The organism is Kordiimonas laminariae (assembly GCF_023008165.1).
In the GTDB taxonomy this organism is placed as follows: Bacteria; Pseudomonadota; Alphaproteobacteria; order Sphingomonadales; family Kordiimonadaceae; genus Kordiimonas; species Kordiimonas laminariae.
This window is the reverse complement of sequence record NZ_JAKQZA010000007.1, coordinates 131,659-148,573: the sequence shown is the minus strand read 5'-3', so window position 1 is coordinate 148,573 and position 16,915 is coordinate 131,659. Positions and strand designations below refer to the sequence as shown.

Here is a 16,915-nt window from a genome sequence, read left to right as displayed (position 1 = left end):
TTTGTTAGTTTTTGGAGAGCGTTTTGGAACAACTCGCGCTATATCCGTATCTTCCTCAAGATGGCTTAATCGGATTTCCCAATCAGCCAACATGTTGAACAATTCATCCAGCTCTTCGGGTGTATATAGGTTCGATGAAGTCCTTTCGGGCTCCACCACATTATCTCTTGAAATGAAAAGGTAATACGCTGTTTGTGTATGTATAAAAGCCCCCGAAATCGGAGGCTTTTTGTTTATAGTTTGATAATCAAACCCCGATCTGGGGCGAAGTTGCCTTTGGAAATGTCCGTGAAGCGCTCCTGAAGGCCTGCAAGGTCATCTGCTACTGTACAGCTAAGCCAGTCTTTACTCTTAAGCGCTGTTTTATACATAAAAGTGCCAGAACGCTTGTTAAACTCAGCGGGGCCCCAATCAGCTATCCGTTTTTGGATATGCCCGGGGGCAAAGAAAAACTCGGAACGGCTTGCTATAATGCCTTCCGCATCATTCTGGAATTCTTCCCAGTGGGTCATCCCAATATTGATCGTGTGTTTCATATTGTCGCCAAGCTGTTGGTGAAGCGACGCCAGCAATTGTTTGTTGCCTGACATATCTACAATCACTGTAGGGATATCCTCGATAGATGAGAGATCATCATATGAAACAGTGCTGTTATAAAGCTTGAGGTTTTTCACATACTCGCAGTTACGGCTGGAGGTAACGCCGATAATTGAAGGGGCATTATCATCTTCAGCGAGTGCATAAGCCAGACCAATGCTGGTTTTGCTCGAAGCACTCAGAATAAGTATTTGCTCAGCACCGTGCCAGTTTGCGTCCTGCAAGGCATCCCAGATACAGAAGGATGTAAGATGCAGAGGAAACAGGAGAGAGCGTTCATGTTCCATAGATGGATCATAGGTTTTTTCAGCTCGGACTCTGCGGTACATATTGTAGCCGGGCGGGAGAGTAGAACGGTGCTCAGAGGCGTCAAAGAAGGTTTCCCTCTTCACCATTGCGGGTTTCAGTTTCAAGTAATGCGCGGTGGGAAAATAACCGTAAAGCCGTTCGCCAACAGGTATTTCTTCTGAGTTTGATGATACAACATCGGCAAAACCCCATACAGGCAGAATACCCCAAGTTTCCTCGTTATCATCCGCAGGTGGGAAAAATTTCCAATAACCGATTTGGTCGCCCACGGCACCGTATGTGATGTTATTGGCAGTAAAGGCAAAATGTTCAATTTTTACAAGGATTTCACCTTCAGACAGAGTGAAGTCCTGCTCAGTATTGCCGGTATTAACTATGCGGGTGGTGGTGAGATCATCTCTCCGAATTTGAAATTCAGCCATTTGCCTGCTCCTTACTTTCAAGCTGAGCGATAAAGTTTTGCAGCATTCCCATTGCTGGCATGGCATTCGCGCGGAACCTGTTCAGGATATCCATCTTCTCTGTATCGTTTGGATCAACCTCGCTTACCATCTTACTGAAGCCGTCCAGGCGATTGTTGAGGAGCCAATCTTTCAACCCAGTATCCTGCGACCATACAAATTGGTTCCGCATGAAGGCTGCGGTGAAATATAGATAATCTGTGTCGTGGTTTGGCACAGGTACCAGGCCGCAAAGCTCATTTTTCTTTTTTTCTGTATCGTAAGCTACTTCCACATGGGCGATGAAGGCCGCGCTGAAGACAGGCTGGTATGAGCGCACCATTTGCGGCGTAATCACATTGCCCTGAAAAATAGGTTTCATTTCCACGTTGGTGATCGCGCTTGCTGTACAGTCTACATGCAATTCGCTTGGGCTTGTTGGAATAGTGCCATTTTCCAGGGTGATTGTATCTATGCCGATATCAGTTACCCGGCCCATGCGAATGATATTTTTAATGCGGCGCAATTCAGCGAGTTCCAGTTTGCTAACTGTTGCACCGTGGAACATGGAAGGGCGAACGTTTGTATCAATCCGCAGGAAATATCCGCATGCCTCTAACCTGTTGAACATATCAGTGATGGATGAAGCATTGGCGATGGCTTCCATTTGGCCCGCCTGCGCACCCATGGTGCTGTTAAAGAACTCAAGAGTTGGTTGGGTGTTTTCCCGGTCCAGCAACCAGGCGTCTCGCGGCATAATCCAGCGGATTTTATCCGGGTCAGTACCGTTTTCCAGTAGCCACAAACAGGCATCAATCCCCGTTTTGCCGCCGCCAATCACTGTATAGCCCTCGGGCGGTTCAGCTTGGCGTGTAAGATCATTCAGTGGGATGAAGCGCACACTGTTATCAATAGTGAAATTGGGGGTGTGAGTAGAGGGTACTTCGGTTTTCAGGTGCGTGGCATCAACCAGTTTTTTATAGGTAACAGTATGTGTTTCCCCAGATACTTTGGAAACAAATTTGCCGTCGCCGATGTAACTGCACATTGGGAAGTATTGCACGCGGCCTGAGGGTAGGAATTGCTGGCGCATCACTTCATCAAAATATGCGCTTACCTCAGCACCAGATGCGAGATCATTCAAACCTTTATTGAGGCCTACTTGATCCTTGGAGCCTTTACTTAGTTCTTTTGAGCTGACGCCATAATAGGCGGAAGGTTGGTGCAGGGTGACGAAGGGGTAAGCCGCATTCCAGTGACCGCCTGGTTTTGCATATTCATCCACTAGGATGAAGTTTGCGTCTGTTTCTGTAAGCAGTATGTCAGCGAATGCCATGCCCACGGCACCAGTGCCTACAATCAGATAATCCGTTTCGTGCGTCGTTCCCATATCTCTCCCCTTTTATAACAGTGTTATATCCTGTACTGTCATATATAACGGTGTTATATGCTGTCAAGCGATACGGCGTAAGGAAGTGATGAGTGACTGATACTAAAGCAAAAATTTTGAATGCAGCGTCTGAATTGTTCCTTGAAGGAGGAGCGTCGGCCCTAAGTGTACGCGCTATTTCAAAACGAGCGGGATTGTCCACCATCGGGATTTACAGTCATTTCCAGGGCAAACAGGGTATCCTTGATGCCCTTTACATCGAAGGGTTTGGTTACGTATCAAACGCTGTGAATGTAGAAGAGCAGGGGGAAGGTCCTCTCGAGCGGATTATTATTGCGGCGGAACGTTACCTGCAAATGGCTGCACATCACAAAGCGCATTATAAATTAGTGTTTGGTGAGGGTGATAGTAGTTATGAACCCTCTGAAGAAGCAAAGAGTGCTGGCCGTACAGCCTTTGAAGAGCTGGTTAATCAAGCAGCAAAAGCTTTGCCTGATGGAGTAAGTTGGGCGCAGAAGCAGGAATTCGCCGTTGGCATATGGGCGCTATTACATGGATATGTAAGTTTAAGTGATCACGCTGTTACAAATCTTGTGGAAACTCAGAATTGGCGAGACATGATATTGAAATCACTTACCGCTTATGTGCAGGCGCAATTGGAAGCGTTTTCCCACTAAAAGAACCAAGGCTTTTCAATAGAATTGGAATCAATTTAGTATGCGCAACTATGCCATAGGGCTGGAATTTCTATCTTATTGATAAACTTTGGATTATTTCTTCAGTCATAAGAAAAAATTATGTTGATACACTGTAGCGATATAGTTTCCCTTGTAACCATTGCTGGTAGCGGCTTTGGGCTCATTTTTGCCACAATTCAATTGGTTAGCCTTTTATACTAATCTTTTGGCAGCTATTCCCATACCCAATGTTTCCCATTAGAACCTTCAGTGAGTTTGAATTTCTGCTCTGGAGGAAAGTATGAAAAATGTAATCAAGCTGGCGTGTGCAACAAGTTTGCTTGCGCTCTCTGCCGCTTCGGTATCTGCGTATGAGATGGATGTGGTGGATGCCCTTCTTCTTCAAGAAAAAGAGCCAGTAAAAAAGGCTCCTGCAAAACAGGATGAAGAAAAAAAAGAAGGTGCTGAGAAAAAAGACGGCGATAAAAAAGATAAAAAGAAAAAAAAGAAACCGAAGTTTAAAAAATACGAAGATGTTGTAACGGACAAAGCCATCACAAAGCACGGTGTTTTCACAACGCACCACGTGGATGGTAAAGTATATTTTGAAATCCCGGAAGATCAGCTAGGTCGCGAATTTGTATGGCAGGTGAAGGTTGCTGGTATTGAAACCAATAAAGGTCTGATCTCAGCAGATTCTGCACGTCAATATGTATATTTTGAGCGTATCGGCGATGATCTGCTTCTTCGTGCACGTGATTATTCTGTAATTTCGAAAGAGGGTGAGCCAGAGACATTTGTTGTAAATGCAGCTGACCTCGACGGCATCCTTGCAAAACTGAAGATCGTTACATTTGGTGAGAATAAAACACCTGTTGTTGATATGACAGGCGCGTTCATGGGCAAAGTTAAAGGCCTTGAAGGCATGTTCAAAGCCAAGATGGATGCTAAGAATTCACTTGTGAAAAATGTGAAAGCGTTCGAGCGCAATGTGGAAACGCGTGTTCTTGGTCGTTTCAGCCGCAAGCAAGGTAAAGAAAGCCAGAATGTAACAGCGGAAATTCGCCATTCTATTCTTGCTCTTCCTGATGATCTGATGAAACCACGCCATTATAACCACCGTGTTGGTTTCTTTGACGCGCGTTATTCTGATTTCTCTGGTGAGAAAAACAAGGTTGAAACAAAACGTTTCATTAAGCGCTGGCGTCTTGTGAAAAAAGATCCGAATGCTGAAGTTAGCGAGCCAGTGAAGCCAATCACATGGTATATCGACCGTGGTACGCCAACGCGCTATATCGAAGCAGTACGTGAAGGTATTGAGTTCTGGCAGGTTGCGTTTGAACAAGCTGGTTTCAAAAATGCGATTGTAGCCAAGATGGCTCCAACCGTTGAAGAAGATCCTGATTGGGACCCGGAAGATGCGCGTTACGCAGTAATCCGCTGGGTACCATCTTTCATTCCAAACGCAAATGGTCCGCATGTGGCTGATCCGCGCACAGGTGAAATCATCGAAGCTGATGTTCGCATGTATCACAATGTGATCAAGCTTATTGAAGAATGGTATTTTGCACAGGCTGGCGCAACAGACCCTCGTGCTAAGAAGCTACCTTTACCTGATGATGTAATGTCTGATCTTGTACGTTTTGTTGTAGCACACGAAGTTGGTCACTCAATCGGGTTGCACCATAACTTCATCGGTTCAAATGCTTACTCTGTTGATCAGCTTCGCGATCCTGCGTTCGTAGCGAAAAATGGTGTTGCATCGTCCATTATGGATTACGCACGTTTTAACTATGTAATGCAGCCAGAAGATGGTGTTTCACCAATTGATTATATTGCTGGCCCATATGATAAGTTCGCAATTGAGTGGGGTTACAAAGAATTCCCAGGCAATAAAACTGCCGAGGAAGAAGTTGAACTTCTGAACAAAATCGCTGACCGTCAGCTTGAAGATAAAGCTCTTCGCTGGGATGCTTATTCTGTTGGCCTTGCATATGATCCGCGTATCCAGACAGAGGATATCGGTAACGATGCAATGGAAGCAACACGCCTTGGTATGAAAAACCTTGAGCGTATTATGGCAAACCTTGTTGATGCTGCTTCTTATGAAGATGGTAAAACATACGAGGAAGTACGTGTTGCGTACCGTGCGCTTGCTGGCCAGTTCCGCCGTGAAATTGGCCATGTTGCCAAGTATGTTGGTTCTGCGATTTACCGCAATGAACTAGCACAGGGCCAAAGCCAGACAGATGTGTTTGATGCTTACCCGCTTGCGAAGCAGAAAGAAGCGATGAAGTTTATTGCTGATAATGCTTTCAAACTTCCTTCTTTCTGGAAGAATGAAGAAGTTCTGAAGCGTGTTGGTTATGATTTCTACAGCAACACAGTAAACGGTTTTGGTACTCGTATCGTGCGTTCAATGCTGGCTCCGGCTAAGATCGACCGTATCGTGAAATTCCGCGAAGGTGGTCTTGAAACATATGATCCAGTTGAATTGTTTGGTGATGTGAAAGCTGCGGTATTTGAAGAGCTTAAAGACCGTAAGCCTAACGTTTCTGCTTATCGCCGTAACCTTCAGGGCGAAATGGTGAACCATCTGATCGCAGGTATTGAAGCGAAAGACGGCAAGGTAAGTGAAGATTACCGTTCATTGAGCCGTGCAACACTTGTTGAGCTTGAAAGCGAGCTTAAGAAGGTTGGAGCACGTAATGCGAAAACAATGTCTGGCATTCACTTCCTAAACCTTGCAGGCAAGATCGAAAAAGCACTGGATGCTGATTAAGATTAATCACTCAATTGAGTGTTAAAATGATAAGGGAGGTTAGTGCAAGCTAGCCTCCTTTTCTTTTGGTATATACATAAGGTTTATAAACTTTCATCACGAGTAAGTGATTGTGCAATAAGGTGTTTTACCTTTAGTCCAGAAATGGTCGGTGTTTAGGGGAAACACATAAGGAAGAGTTTGATCATGAAATCAATTCTAAGCCTGTTGCTGGTGGGGACTATTGCAACAACTACCATTCATACATATTCAGCAAATGCTTACATGGGTTTTCAGGAAGCGAAGGAAACTGAAGCTGTTACTGTTGAGCTAGGAAAACGTTATTTGCTTCAATCTGGTATTTTGGGGGAAGAACGGGAAATACTCGTTCATTTGCCAAAAAGCTATAATCCTTCAGGCGATAATACTCAGAAGTATCCGGTTATTGTTGTGCTGGATGGTGATAGTCATTTCGGGCATGCAACTCTTGGCTCAGGGCTGCTTGAAGAAAACAGCCGTATGCCGGAAGCTATTATTGTTGCTATCCCGAATGGCAGAGGGACACGCGGCCGGGATATGGCGCGAGAGATGGATAAGTTCCGTAACTTTATTGGAAACGAAGTGTTGCCGTTTGTAGAAGCCAAGTTTCCAACAAGCGGCCATAAAACACTGTTTGGTCATTCACTCGCCGGATATTTCACTCTGAGTGTTCTTGCTGATGATGGTGATATGTTTGATGCCTATGTGGCTGCGAGCCCTGTGGTGCAGGTAAGAAACAGTGAACTTCTTGGTAAATTTGAAAAAATATTCTCTGAGAATGCGGGATTAACTAAATCTCTCTATTTCACTCTTGCTGATGAAGCTGAAGAAGGTGTGCGTGCAACATCTGCTCTTAACAATATGGTTGCGCTCTTTAAGGAAAAAGCACCAGAGAACTTTGATTGGCGCTATGACTTTATCGATAATCAAGTACATATGACAACGCCGTTCCTAACGGTTTATCAGGGTTTGTCTCATAGTTTTGCCGATTATCAGGCGCCTCGGTATGTTACCAAAGAGGAGTTTGAAAAAGCGGGTGGAATGGTAGGGCTGCAAGCGTTTTTTGAGCGCAGGGCTGGTAAATATAACACTCCAGATACTATCCCGAGCGAGGTGATGCAAAATACTGGTTTCCTTTATAGCAGTGCAGGAGATCATGAGGGTGCTATCAAACTGTTAGCTGCGAACCTTGATAACCATAAAGAAGATTTGTTTGCTTATCATGCGCTTGGGCGGGCTTATGGCGCTGCGGAGCGTTTTGGAGATGCCGTGAAAACCTATGAAATGGCAGTTGTTCTTGCAGAAAAACAAGAATCTTCGGACCTCGGCTTTTTGAAGCAGCAAGTTGAACGTTATAAGAAAAGCCTTTCTCAGTGATTGGGTAAGGAAAGCCAGGCAAAGCCTGGCTTTTTTATGTCAGGCGTTGATTAGTTAGGAGCGCGTTCTAGCGTAACTGAACGCCCGCCTTGGCTTAAGGTCACGTTAGGCGCTTGATCTCCTTTAGCAAATTCCAATGACGCACCTGTTTGTGGCAGGAAGTAAAGGTCCGCCGTTTGGGCTGTTGCTTCCAGTTCAGCCTGCCCTTCCAGTTGAACCAGTATTTTACGGCCTTCTATGCGTACATGAAGTATAAGTCCAGGCCCGCCTTGGTATGTGCCGGTAACGCGCTCTTTTTGCGCAGAAGAAAGGCTGGCTGCGCTTATGTTCTTCGGTAGCGTTGTTGTAACAAGTGCGCTGAAAGTGCCTTCGCTATCTTTAATGGTTTTCAGCTCCATGCCAGATATTTCAGCACCGTCATCACGGGTGAATTTCAAAACATCCATGCCGTTATCAAACAGGAACTGGTCACCACCAATTGGCATTAGCGGTAGCGGTACACCGCCAGTGCGTTTTGAGGTAAGCTGGTCACCCATCAAGCGTATTTCACGGTTTTCATGTTCGTTGATTTGGTACACACCTTCATATTCGCGAAGTTCGCTTTTGCTTAGATCCTCAACCACAGGCTCGGGGAATGGGTTGCCAAGTGCATAGGCTGCGATACGGAACGCGATTTCTGATGGGCGAAAGTCGGATAGGGAACTGTCTGAGTTCTGAATAATTGCTACGCCAACTTCAGATTCCGGCAGGTACATTAGAAAGCTGTTGAAACCGTGAATGCCGCCACCGTGTGAAAGCATCACTTCACCTCTGAACTGCTGGTTATTAATACCGAAACCATATTCAGCTTCTACGGCTTTGCCTTGCGGCGTTATCATTTGTCTGTAAGTGGCATCTTTCAGCAGTTTACCGTTATGCAAGGCTATGTTCCAGCGCAGAAGGTCTTCAGGTGTAGATACCAAAGCGCCTGCAGCATGGGGCTGTGTCATACTAAGAATGGGGCGGGGGCGAGGTTACCGTCAATAAGTGTATAACCGTTTGTGAGGCCGCGGATTAGCAGGTCATTACCGCCAAATTCCGTTTTCTTGAGGTCATACTCATTGAAAATCGCTTTTTGCATATGTGCATACCAAGCTTTCCCTGTAATTTTCTCAATGATGGCGCCTAGAAGTACATAACCAGAATTATTGTATGCCCAACTTTCACCCGGTTTAAAATCAACTGGAATATCTTTGAAACTTGCGATCATTTCTTCTGTGGTGGCATCTAGGCGAATAGGGCCATCCATTACGCCTTCAATGCTGGTATAGCTTTTAATACCTGATGTATGGTTGAGAAGTTGAAGTATGGTAATGTTTTTACCGTTTGGGTAATCGGGCAAAAACTTTGATAGTGGGTCATCAAGGTTTAGCTTACCGTCATCCACAAGTTTTAAAATGGCCGCGGCTGCAAACTGTTTGGTTACTGAACCAATCCGCATCACATGGCCTGGGTTAAGAGGAACCTCAAGTTCAGCATTAGCTTGCCCGCGTGCGCCGCGGTATATGATTTCATCGCCTTTGGATACTGCAATGATAGCGCCGGGAATAAGGTCCAGATAAGCCTGTTCCATCAGCTTATCGGCATATTGTTGTAGGTTTTCTGATTGTTGTGTTTGTTGTTCAGAGCATGCCAGCAATGTGAAGGGCAGCAGAACAACGGCAAAAAGCATATGCATACGGCGCATATGGTCCTCCCTCTGTCGTCAAGTTATGCGCTCGTCGGGAAATCGATTTCCTTTCAAGGGCGCGCTGTTCTGTAACCAGCATATTTTTCTTTTTATAGAAAAGTACCATATCGATGGATACTTCTATTTCAAGAGTATTTTCGAATAATATTTACCAATTTAGCAGATTTTTTCGGTGTGTTTTTCCAATGGGCAGGCGTAGGCCAGTTTTGAAAACTACCGTGTCGTCTTCGATGAAATCGATCGCATCCTTGCGGGCAATGAAGGATTTATGAATGCGTATAAAACGGTTTGAGGGTAGGCTTTTCTCGAAACTGATCAGGGAGGCGGATGTTAGCAAATAGTTATCCCCGCGCCATACTTTTACGTAATTGCCATACGCTTCCAGGTGGTGGATATCTTCAAACTGCACGTGAATATGTTTGCTGTCTACCTTAATCAGCAGGCTATCTTGTATGGGGGCAGTTTCTTCCGGTGTTGCTAGTGGTTGGCTGGCATTAGAGATACGCTTTCGCACTTTTCCAAGTGCTTGCTCAAATCGGTCAAACCGGTAGGGCTTAAGAAGATAATCGGTTACATCGAAGTTATAGCTCTCTAACGCATATTCTTCGTAAGCTGATGTGATGATAATTGCGGGCTTTTCTTTAAGCATGCTTAAAAAATCAAGTCCGCTTAAAACTGGCATTTCGATATCAAGGAAGATCAGGTTAACCTGCTCGGTCTTAAGGAATTCTAGCGCATCTTGAGCTGAATGGCAGTGCCCGGAGATTTCTACATCATCCACTTCATTCAGGTATGTTTTTATAATCTCATGAGCGAGAGGTTCATCATCAATGATTAGTGCTTTTATCATGGGATTAAAGGTCCATTACCAGTGAGATACAGAAACGATCCTGCATTTTTGTGATATTGAGAGTATGCTGATCTTTATACTGCAAATTCAAGCGTTTACGAACATTTTCAAGGCCAATACCGGGAGTGCTGTTTTCATGATTTCGCAGGATGGAATTCTCACAAATGAAAGTAAGCTTGTTATCTTCCATGGACGCTGAGATATGTAACCATGAGTTTTTGTTGTTTCCTTCCAAGCCGTGTTTGAATGCGTTTTCGATGAAAACGATCAACATCAAGGGGGCAATGGTGTGATTGGAACTGGTATTGCCGAAATGGATATTAAATTGGCAGTCTTCCCCCATCCTCAGCTGCTGTAGCGCTAGGTAGTCCTGCAAATATGTGAACTCTTCTGTCAGTGGCACACGTTCCTTATCGCCTTTATAAACTACGTATCTGAAAAGTCCCGCAAGTTGCAGTACGGCTTCCGGGGCTTTCACTGATTTGGTTAGGGTGAGAGCATAAAGGCTATTGAGTGAGTTAAAGAGGAAATGAGGGTTTATCTGTTGTTGAAGCAATGTTAGTTCAGCTTCTAGCTGTCGTTTTCCTGCCTCTGATAACTGCCTGGAATTTTCTTGCCATTTAAACGCTAGTATCAATGGTAAGCTACCGGCCAGTGCCGCAAAACCCATATTGAAGTTATGAATGCTGAAGATGTTGTCATCTCCGCTTGGTGTTAGTGGTTGGCTGCCGCCGCTTATTGGTAAGTTGAGGGCTATATAAGTGAGCGGCGGATAAAGAATGATAAGCGTCATAAAACCCGCGAAAACATAAGCCACCACACCGTGTTTACTGAGGAAATGGTTAATCAGTACGTGATGATTTATATAATAGAGCACATAAAGGCACATATATAAGAGTAGCATCTGAAACCAGAAGAAAACGAATGTGGGAATGTTTTCAAAAATATGCCGGAAATTTACCTCGAGAGGAATAGGTTGGTTATAGATTGCCTCTGGATGAGACCCCAGGAAAAGAGCCGCTATAAAGCTGGCAATCACCGCCAGTGAAAATAGAGCATTATCAAGATTGATGTTGAATTTAATCTGGTTTTTTTGCCGTGCGCTAAACCAACCATTCACATATTCAATACCGTAAATCAGCCATAACAAAAGAAAACTGAAAATATCACTGATGACATATGGGGCAGTGTGTGATTGGTTGGCTAAACCCATTAAAATTGCTGGCCCGGTAAGCAGAATAATAAGACGGTATATCCAGCGGCGCTCAATGGTTTTTGGGCTGTATGTACTTAGAAGTAAAACTATCGGCCCCAACTCAAGAGTAAAACGTGTGAGAGTGTAAAGGTAATTGGTAAGTCCCGCACCATCTTTCATAAACATATAAAATACGCTGTTTCCAAAGATCACTAAGAGCCCAGAGAGGTAGGGGACAATAGCGTGTGTAACACTGGATAGGTTCATTGGAGTTTCACTCAATTGTTCGCGCTGACTTTATGGTGTTTATGCTCGCGATATTATACTCGCCCCAAAAGGGTTAAATGATCAACGGGCTGATTTCAGGGATAAACTAACCCGTCACCCATTTTAACGTTAAAAATGCCTAATTCTTCTTCGGTCACGAGTTTTGGGGCGTTCATCACTCTCACGTTGTAGATATTTATGCTGAACATATTTTGAACTCAACAGCGACAGAGGCAATTCCGCCCTCCGCTTGTTGGAGAAGAAAAATGATCAGAAGAAATCGTAATATTCTAAAAACACCTAATGGATTGAATGTGCTTCGCACCAGCGCTTTGGGACTTTGCGCTCTTATGGTGACAGGTGCCCAGCAGGTTGCGGCACAGGAAAGCCGGAGCATCGAAAGCAGAATTCAAAAGTTGGATAGTTATTTCGAGCGCTGTGAGGGTTACAAAATTTGTAACGGAACTGTTCTGGTAACAGATGGTGGGCAATTGATTTATACTAAAACAATGGGGCAGGCCGGTGTAGATACAACAGTCAAACTGGAAGCAAATCATCAATTCGATATTGGTTCTATCACCAAGCAGTTTACCGCTACTGCAATTATGCGCCTTAAGGATCAAGGCAAGTTGGCGTTTGATGATGATGTGCGAAAATATCTCCCGGAATTGCCATATGAAGGCATTACCATTCGGCATCTTTTGAATCATACATCGGGTGTGCCAGAAGTGATGGGGTATTATTCACAGCAGTACCGGCAGGGTAACGTGAAGGAAAATATCACTAATAATGGCCTATTGGAGGTGCTTGTAGAACTTAAAATACCTGTTCGCTTCGGGCCTCAGGAAAAATGGGCTTATAGTAATACAGGCTATACCTTGCTGGCTTCAATTGTTGAGCGGGTGTCTGAAAAACCCTTTGCAGTTTTTCTAGATGATGAGTTCTTTAATCCTCTGGGTATGAAAGACACAGTTTTGCGTACACCAGATACAGAAGATGAAATTGACAAAAGAGCTTATGGATTCAGCACGCACTTAACTGGGGAAATCCGCGAGAACGACCAAATACCGTTTTTCTATCTGGTAGGCGGAGGTGGTATTTATTCCACGATTTCTGATCTGCATAAATGGGAACAAGCCCTTTCTGCGGGACAGTTGGTTTCAGTGGAAAGTTGGAAGGAAGCCACTACACCTATCACCCTTGCTGACGGCAGTACTAAAGAATACGGGTTTGGTTGGGGTTTAAGGGATAGTAAACTTGGTAAACGACGGGTAGCCCACGGGGGGCATTGGCGCGGATTTAAGGCAGCGTTTGAAATGTTCCCGAATAAAGACCGTAGTATCATCATGCTTACAAATAACGGAGCAGACGATAGTGTTGACCAAGCTGTAGATGATGTAGAAGCTATTCTGGAAGGCAAGGAGCCTGCACCTCTCAAGCGTTCAATGGCGCAAGCGCTTTATAAGGTCGTTAGTGAAGGCGGAGCTGACGCTGCACGGCAATTTGTTAAGCAAACTGTGAGCAAATATTATTTTGATGAAGGTGAATTAAACCGACTGGGGTATCTTCTCCTTGGCAATGATAAGCTGGCGGAAGCAACTGCCGTGTTTGAAATTAATACACAAACATTCCCAAACTCGCCAAATACGTTTGATAGCCTTGCAGAAGCTTTCTTGAAGGCGCAGGACAAGGCTAAAGCCTTATCAGCGTATGAAAAAGTGTTGGAACTTGATCCCGATTTTGAAGGTGCTCAAGAAAAGCTCGCGGAGCTTAGAGTAGGGAAATAACGAGGCATAATCAGTCGAGCATGCAATTTTGCTCGACTGATTTGTAGTTGGCTTACTTGTTTTTCAATAGCCAAGCGTTTTCTGTAACAGGGGAGATATCAAATTCTTCATGCGGTAATGGATCTTTCACCAGCAACTTAAGCTGATAGGTATCAAAATAATGCTGGGTTACTTCTGTATCTGTGATGGGAAAAGGAGGTCCATTCCTGAGGGCCGGATCATATTCCAAACAGATAAGAAGCTGGTGGGCGGCCTCAGTGATATCGATTATATGTGCTGCATAGCGTTTTCTCATTTCAGCGGGTAAAGCCACCAGTGCACCGCGGTCAAACACAGCGTCGACAAGGCCTAACATTCTCTCTGTCAGATCAAAGATATTACCCACATAAATATCTATATTCTCTGTGCTGTAGAGTTTCATGGAACCGGCGGCAGTGATTGCTGGCTCCAGCTCTAATTCTTCAAATAATTGCGTGATGGCTGCTTCGCTAAGTTCTGCGCCAACAACGGAATGTCCGTTCGATAATAGCCATCCAATATCTTTGGTTTTGCCACAAAGTGGCAAGAAAATGCGACTGTTCTCATATAGTTCAAGTTCGCCGAAATATTTCACAAGCTTTGGGTTTGCCTCGCTTAGATGGAAGCGAATCTCATTCTTTGCCCATTTCTGGTGCCAAAATTGTTCATCCATAATCTTACCTCATACTAAATTACCGCACCGTAGGCTCGCTTGAACCTATGGTGAATTATGGGTAGGCTACAAGTTCAAGTTAACTTGAGGTCAAGAGAAAAATTATGAACCCTGCTATCCTTGATATTGCCGAGGTTGGGAAACTATCTGGTTTGCCTGCATCTACCATCAGGTTTTATGAAGAGAAGGATCTCATTCGCTCAATCGGCAGACGAGGGTTAAGGCGTTTGTTTGAGCCAAATGTACTGCTTCGGCTTCAGCTTATAGTGTTGGGGCAACAATCAGGTTTCTCGTTGGAAGAGATTGGAGCAATGTTCACTGAAGGTGGTACCGAGATTAACAGGGAACAGTTGCTTGTGAAGGCTGATGAGCTTGATAGGAACATAAAGCAGCTTACCGCTATGTGAGATGGTTTGAGGCATGCAGCTGTGTGTGAAGCACCAAGCCATTTAGAATGTCCTCGTTTCCAAAAGGTGATGAAAATTACCAATAAAAAATATCTTCGAGACCGATAGAGACAAAAAAAATAATAAAAATTCCTGGTGCGAAAAACATTCTATCATATTGTTTTGTCGAGATTTTTTCTTTATTTCTGGATGATGGCAATCTCATCTATGCGTTACAATGATCTTTAATATAACATGCTACCTTGCATAACATGGTAGCATGTTATATGGTGATTCCCATGGACGCAAAAAATACAATTTCACAAATGCGACGCGGGATACTTGAGTTCTGCATTGTCAGCTTGCTGGCAAAGGATGAGATTTATACCGCCGAGCTAATAGATCGTCTGAAGGCAGCGAACCTAATCGTCACTGATGGCACGCTATATCCAATGCTCAACCGTTTGCAGAAAGCGAAGCTTCTGCAATACCGTTGGGTGGAGTCTGAAGCCGGTCCGCCGCGTAAATATTACGCGCTAACAGAAGAAGGGACAGCGTTTCTCGCGAAGCTAGACGCTGCCTGGCAAGATATGACAGATTCCGTGGAATCTATCCGCAGAGGACAGAGCAATGAATAAGGTTGTCAGTATAGAAATAGCCGGTCAGGTTTTTTGGATAGATGAAGAAGCTTATGACGTGCTTCGGTCCTACCTGAAGAAAATCAGGCATCAGCTAGCAGGTGATGACTGTGAAGCAGAGATTGTTAAAGATATTGAATTACGTATCGCCGAGCTTCTCTACACATTCAGTAGCCATGATAAAAAAGCCATTACGGTAGAGCAGCTCGAAAGCGTAATTGAACAGGTTGGCTTTATTGATGGTGATGAAGAGGCCGAAGATTATTCAGAGCCAGTTCAACCTAAAAAAAGTTATCTGGACCCTCAGAATAAAATTCTCGCCGGCGTGTGTGCTGGTCTTGCTATCCGGTTCGGTGTACCAGCATTTGTATTGCGCCTAGTGTTTATAGCGCTGACTGCGCTTTTTGGCCTTGGTCTGGCACTGTACCTGATTTTCTGGATATCGCTTGATAAAGCCAACAGCAGAACCAAAGCTCTGGCCGCTAAGGGTGAGACAGCTACAGCCCGGAAAATTGCGGAATATGATGCCCCTAAAGAAAATCCGTTTGTACAACTACAGCGAATTATCTTTCTGCCTATCAGTTTGGTGGGAACCCTTTTATCGGTGATTGGTACTCACTTTGTGAACCGCCGGAAAGGATATTGGTTTCTCTTTAAGAACGCCTTTGCAGGAGGCTTGTTGTTTGCAGCTTTCTTTGTACTGGTGGGGGTTTATGTCTTCAATGAAGGCCGCCTGTTCCCTGTGGTAATCAATTGGATGCTAAGTGCCGCTGCGCTTTATATTGTGGTGCTAATTCTAGCAATCTATTTCCGGGAATTTTATCTGGATCAGCCTAAGCGTAAGCTTGATAGGAAATTCAAGCGTGCTGTCGTAGCCCCGATTGTTATGATTGCTGCTGCTTTTGGATATCTGAATTATGCCCATCTGCATCATGCCCATGAAGAGGTTGAGCGTAAATTTGCACTTGATGGAAACAAGTTTGAACTGGTTTTCAATGAAAACCTTCCGGATTTGATGAACCCATATGCTTATGATGTGCGTTATAGCATTAGAACGCATACCGGTTCAGAAAATGAAGTGAACATGCTGATTTCTTATGACGCTGACGGCAGTACGGTCGCAAAGGCAAAGGAAAACATTCAAACCATCGAATATGCTTTCAATTTTGCAGGTAATAAGCTCACGCTTGATCGCTCTTGGTCACTTGACCCTGATGCTTATGTTCGCGGACAAGGCGTAGAAGTGGTGCTTGAAATTCCACAAAATACCGTTGTGAAAAGCAGCCGGGAATTCACGCTATACCGTTATGGTGATCCTTATCGTTATTTCGCAAAAGACTATGGGATCATGGAAGGTACATACTTGGCAGTGGGGGATAATCTTTACGATTATGGCCCGGAACAGGATGGACGCGTAAGCAACAACGAGCGGATCGTTCTTCAAGATAAATTCTGTGCGGAGTTTTTCTTCGGTGAAGTTTGGAGCTGTAGCAGTAATATTCAATATAATATCGAATATAACTCTCGCTTTGATAAGGCTTTTGAAGCTCATACAGCGGAAATCAATGAGATACGCCAGTATCTGCTACCTGACCGTAGTCTGTTTGTTTCAAATCTTGCCGAGCTTAACGAAAAAGCAAAAGCGCTTAGCGAAACCTACCCGGTGATTACCGAATTCCAGCAACATGTTGAACAATTAATGGCCATAAAGGCTAAAAACCCGAGCACGACAGCAAACGGCGAGAGCAACAGCTCTCGCTAACAAACAAAACGGGGATAGAA

Annotated in this window: 13 protein-coding genes and 1 pseudogene; 7 read left to right on the top strand and 7 right to left on the bottom strand. The window is 44.4% G+C overall.

Features of this window, described 5'->3' with window-relative positions:
- Positions 1 to 233: 233 nt before the first annotated feature.
- Complete coding sequence (locus MF542_RS14760; protein ID WP_247020814.1) at positions 234 to 1,328, bottom strand: DUF2855 family protein; 1,095 nt, start codon at positions 1,326 to 1,328, stop codon at positions 234 to 236.
- Positions 1,321 to 2,736, bottom strand: a complete 1,416-nt coding sequence (locus tag MF542_RS14755; RefSeq protein WP_247020812.1) for an NAD(P)/FAD-dependent oxidoreductase — start codon at positions 2,734 to 2,736, stop codon at positions 1,321 to 1,323. Before MF542_RS14755 ends, MF542_RS14760 begins: the two co-directional genes overlap by 8 nt.
- Before the next feature lie 92 nt (positions 2,737 to 2,828).
- Here MF542_RS14755 and MF542_RS14750 point away from each other — a divergent pair, with 92 nt between their 5' ends.
- The 3 genes from MF542_RS14750 to MF542_RS14740 all read left to right on the top strand — a co-directional run bounded on the left by MF542_RS14750 (position 2,829) and on the right by MF542_RS14740 (position 7,590).
- Complete coding sequence (locus MF542_RS14750; protein WP_247020810.1) at positions 2,829 to 3,413, top strand: TetR/AcrR family transcriptional regulator; 585 nt, start codon at positions 2,829 to 2,831, stop codon at positions 3,411 to 3,413.
- A gap of 301 nt (positions 3,414 to 3,714) precedes the next feature.
- On the top strand, positions 3,715 to 6,195 hold the full coding sequence (locus MF542_RS14745; protein ID WP_247020808.1) for a zinc-dependent metalloprotease: 2,481 nt from the start codon (positions 3,715 to 3,717) through the stop codon (positions 6,193 to 6,195).
- A 186-nt stretch (positions 6,196 to 6,381) separates the two neighbouring features.
- Positions 6,382 to 7,590, top strand: coding sequence for an alpha/beta hydrolase-fold protein (locus MF542_RS14740; RefSeq protein ID WP_247020806.1), 1,209 nt, complete (start codon positions 6,382 to 6,384; stop codon positions 7,588 to 7,590).
- 50 nt (positions 7,591 to 7,640) lie between these two features.
- Here the strand turns inward: MF542_RS14740 and MF542_RS17700 are convergent, their stop codons facing one another.
- From MF542_RS17700 to MF542_RS14725, 4 genes are all read right to left on the bottom strand, one after another.
- Positions 7,641 to 8,579, bottom strand: a complete 939-nt coding sequence (locus tag MF542_RS17700; RefSeq protein WP_281501722.1) for a serine hydrolase domain-containing protein — start codon at positions 8,577 to 8,579, stop codon at positions 7,641 to 7,643.
- A complete protein-coding gene (locus MF542_RS17695) occupies positions 8,576 to 9,316 on the bottom strand; it encodes a serine hydrolase domain-containing protein (protein ID WP_281501721.1) in 741 nt (246 codons plus the stop codon). The genes MF542_RS17700 and MF542_RS17695 overlap by 4 nt, the downstream gene beginning before the upstream one ends.
- 151 nt (positions 9,317 to 9,467) lie before the next feature.
- Positions 9,468 to 10,169, bottom strand: coding sequence for a LytR/AlgR family response regulator transcription factor (locus tag MF542_RS14730; RefSeq protein WP_247020804.1), 702 nt, complete (start codon positions 10,167 to 10,169; stop codon positions 9,468 to 9,470).
- A gap of 4 nt (positions 10,170 to 10,173) precedes the next feature.
- Entirely contained in the window at positions 10,174 to 11,550 is a 1,377-nt protein-coding gene (locus MF542_RS14725) for a sensor histidine kinase (RefSeq protein WP_247020803.1), read from the bottom strand.
- 347 nt (positions 11,551 to 11,897) lie between these two features.
- Here MF542_RS14725 and MF542_RS14720 point away from each other — a divergent pair, with 347 nt between their 5' ends.
- Positions 11,898 to 13,418, top strand: a complete 1,521-nt coding sequence (locus MF542_RS14720) for a serine hydrolase domain-containing protein (RefSeq protein WP_247020801.1) — start codon at positions 11,898 to 11,900, stop codon at positions 13,416 to 13,418.
- A 52-nt stretch (positions 13,419 to 13,470) separates the two neighbouring features.
- Here the strand turns inward: MF542_RS14720 and tmpT are convergent, their stop codons facing one another.
- Positions 13,471 to 14,109, bottom strand: coding sequence for a thiopurine S-methyltransferase (gene tmpT / locus MF542_RS14715; RefSeq protein ID WP_247020799.1), 639 nt, complete (start codon positions 14,107 to 14,109; stop codon positions 13,471 to 13,473).
- Positions 14,110 to 14,213: 104 nt separating this feature from the next.
- Here tmpT and MF542_RS14710 point away from each other — a divergent pair.
- The 3 genes and pseudogenes from MF542_RS14710 to MF542_RS14700 all read left to right on the top strand — a co-directional run bounded on the left by MF542_RS14710 (position 14,214) and on the right by MF542_RS14700 (position 16,895).
- Positions 14,214 to 14,624 (top strand): annotated as a pseudogene (locus MF542_RS14710) (helix-turn-helix domain-containing protein).
- Positions 14,625 to 14,794: 170 nt separating this feature from the next.
- Positions 14,795 to 15,133, top strand: a complete 339-nt coding sequence (locus tag MF542_RS14705) for a PadR family transcriptional regulator (RefSeq protein ID WP_247020795.1) — start codon at positions 14,795 to 14,797, stop codon at positions 15,131 to 15,133.
- The gene (locus MF542_RS14700; RefSeq protein ID WP_247020793.1) at positions 15,126 to 16,895 is read left to right on the top strand and encodes a PspC domain-containing protein; all 1,770 of its coding nucleotides are present in this window, start codon (positions 15,126 to 15,128) and stop codon (positions 16,893 to 16,895) included. Before MF542_RS14705 ends, MF542_RS14700 begins: the two co-directional genes overlap by 8 nt.
- The last annotated feature ends 20 nt before the right edge of the window (positions 16,896 to 16,915 follow it).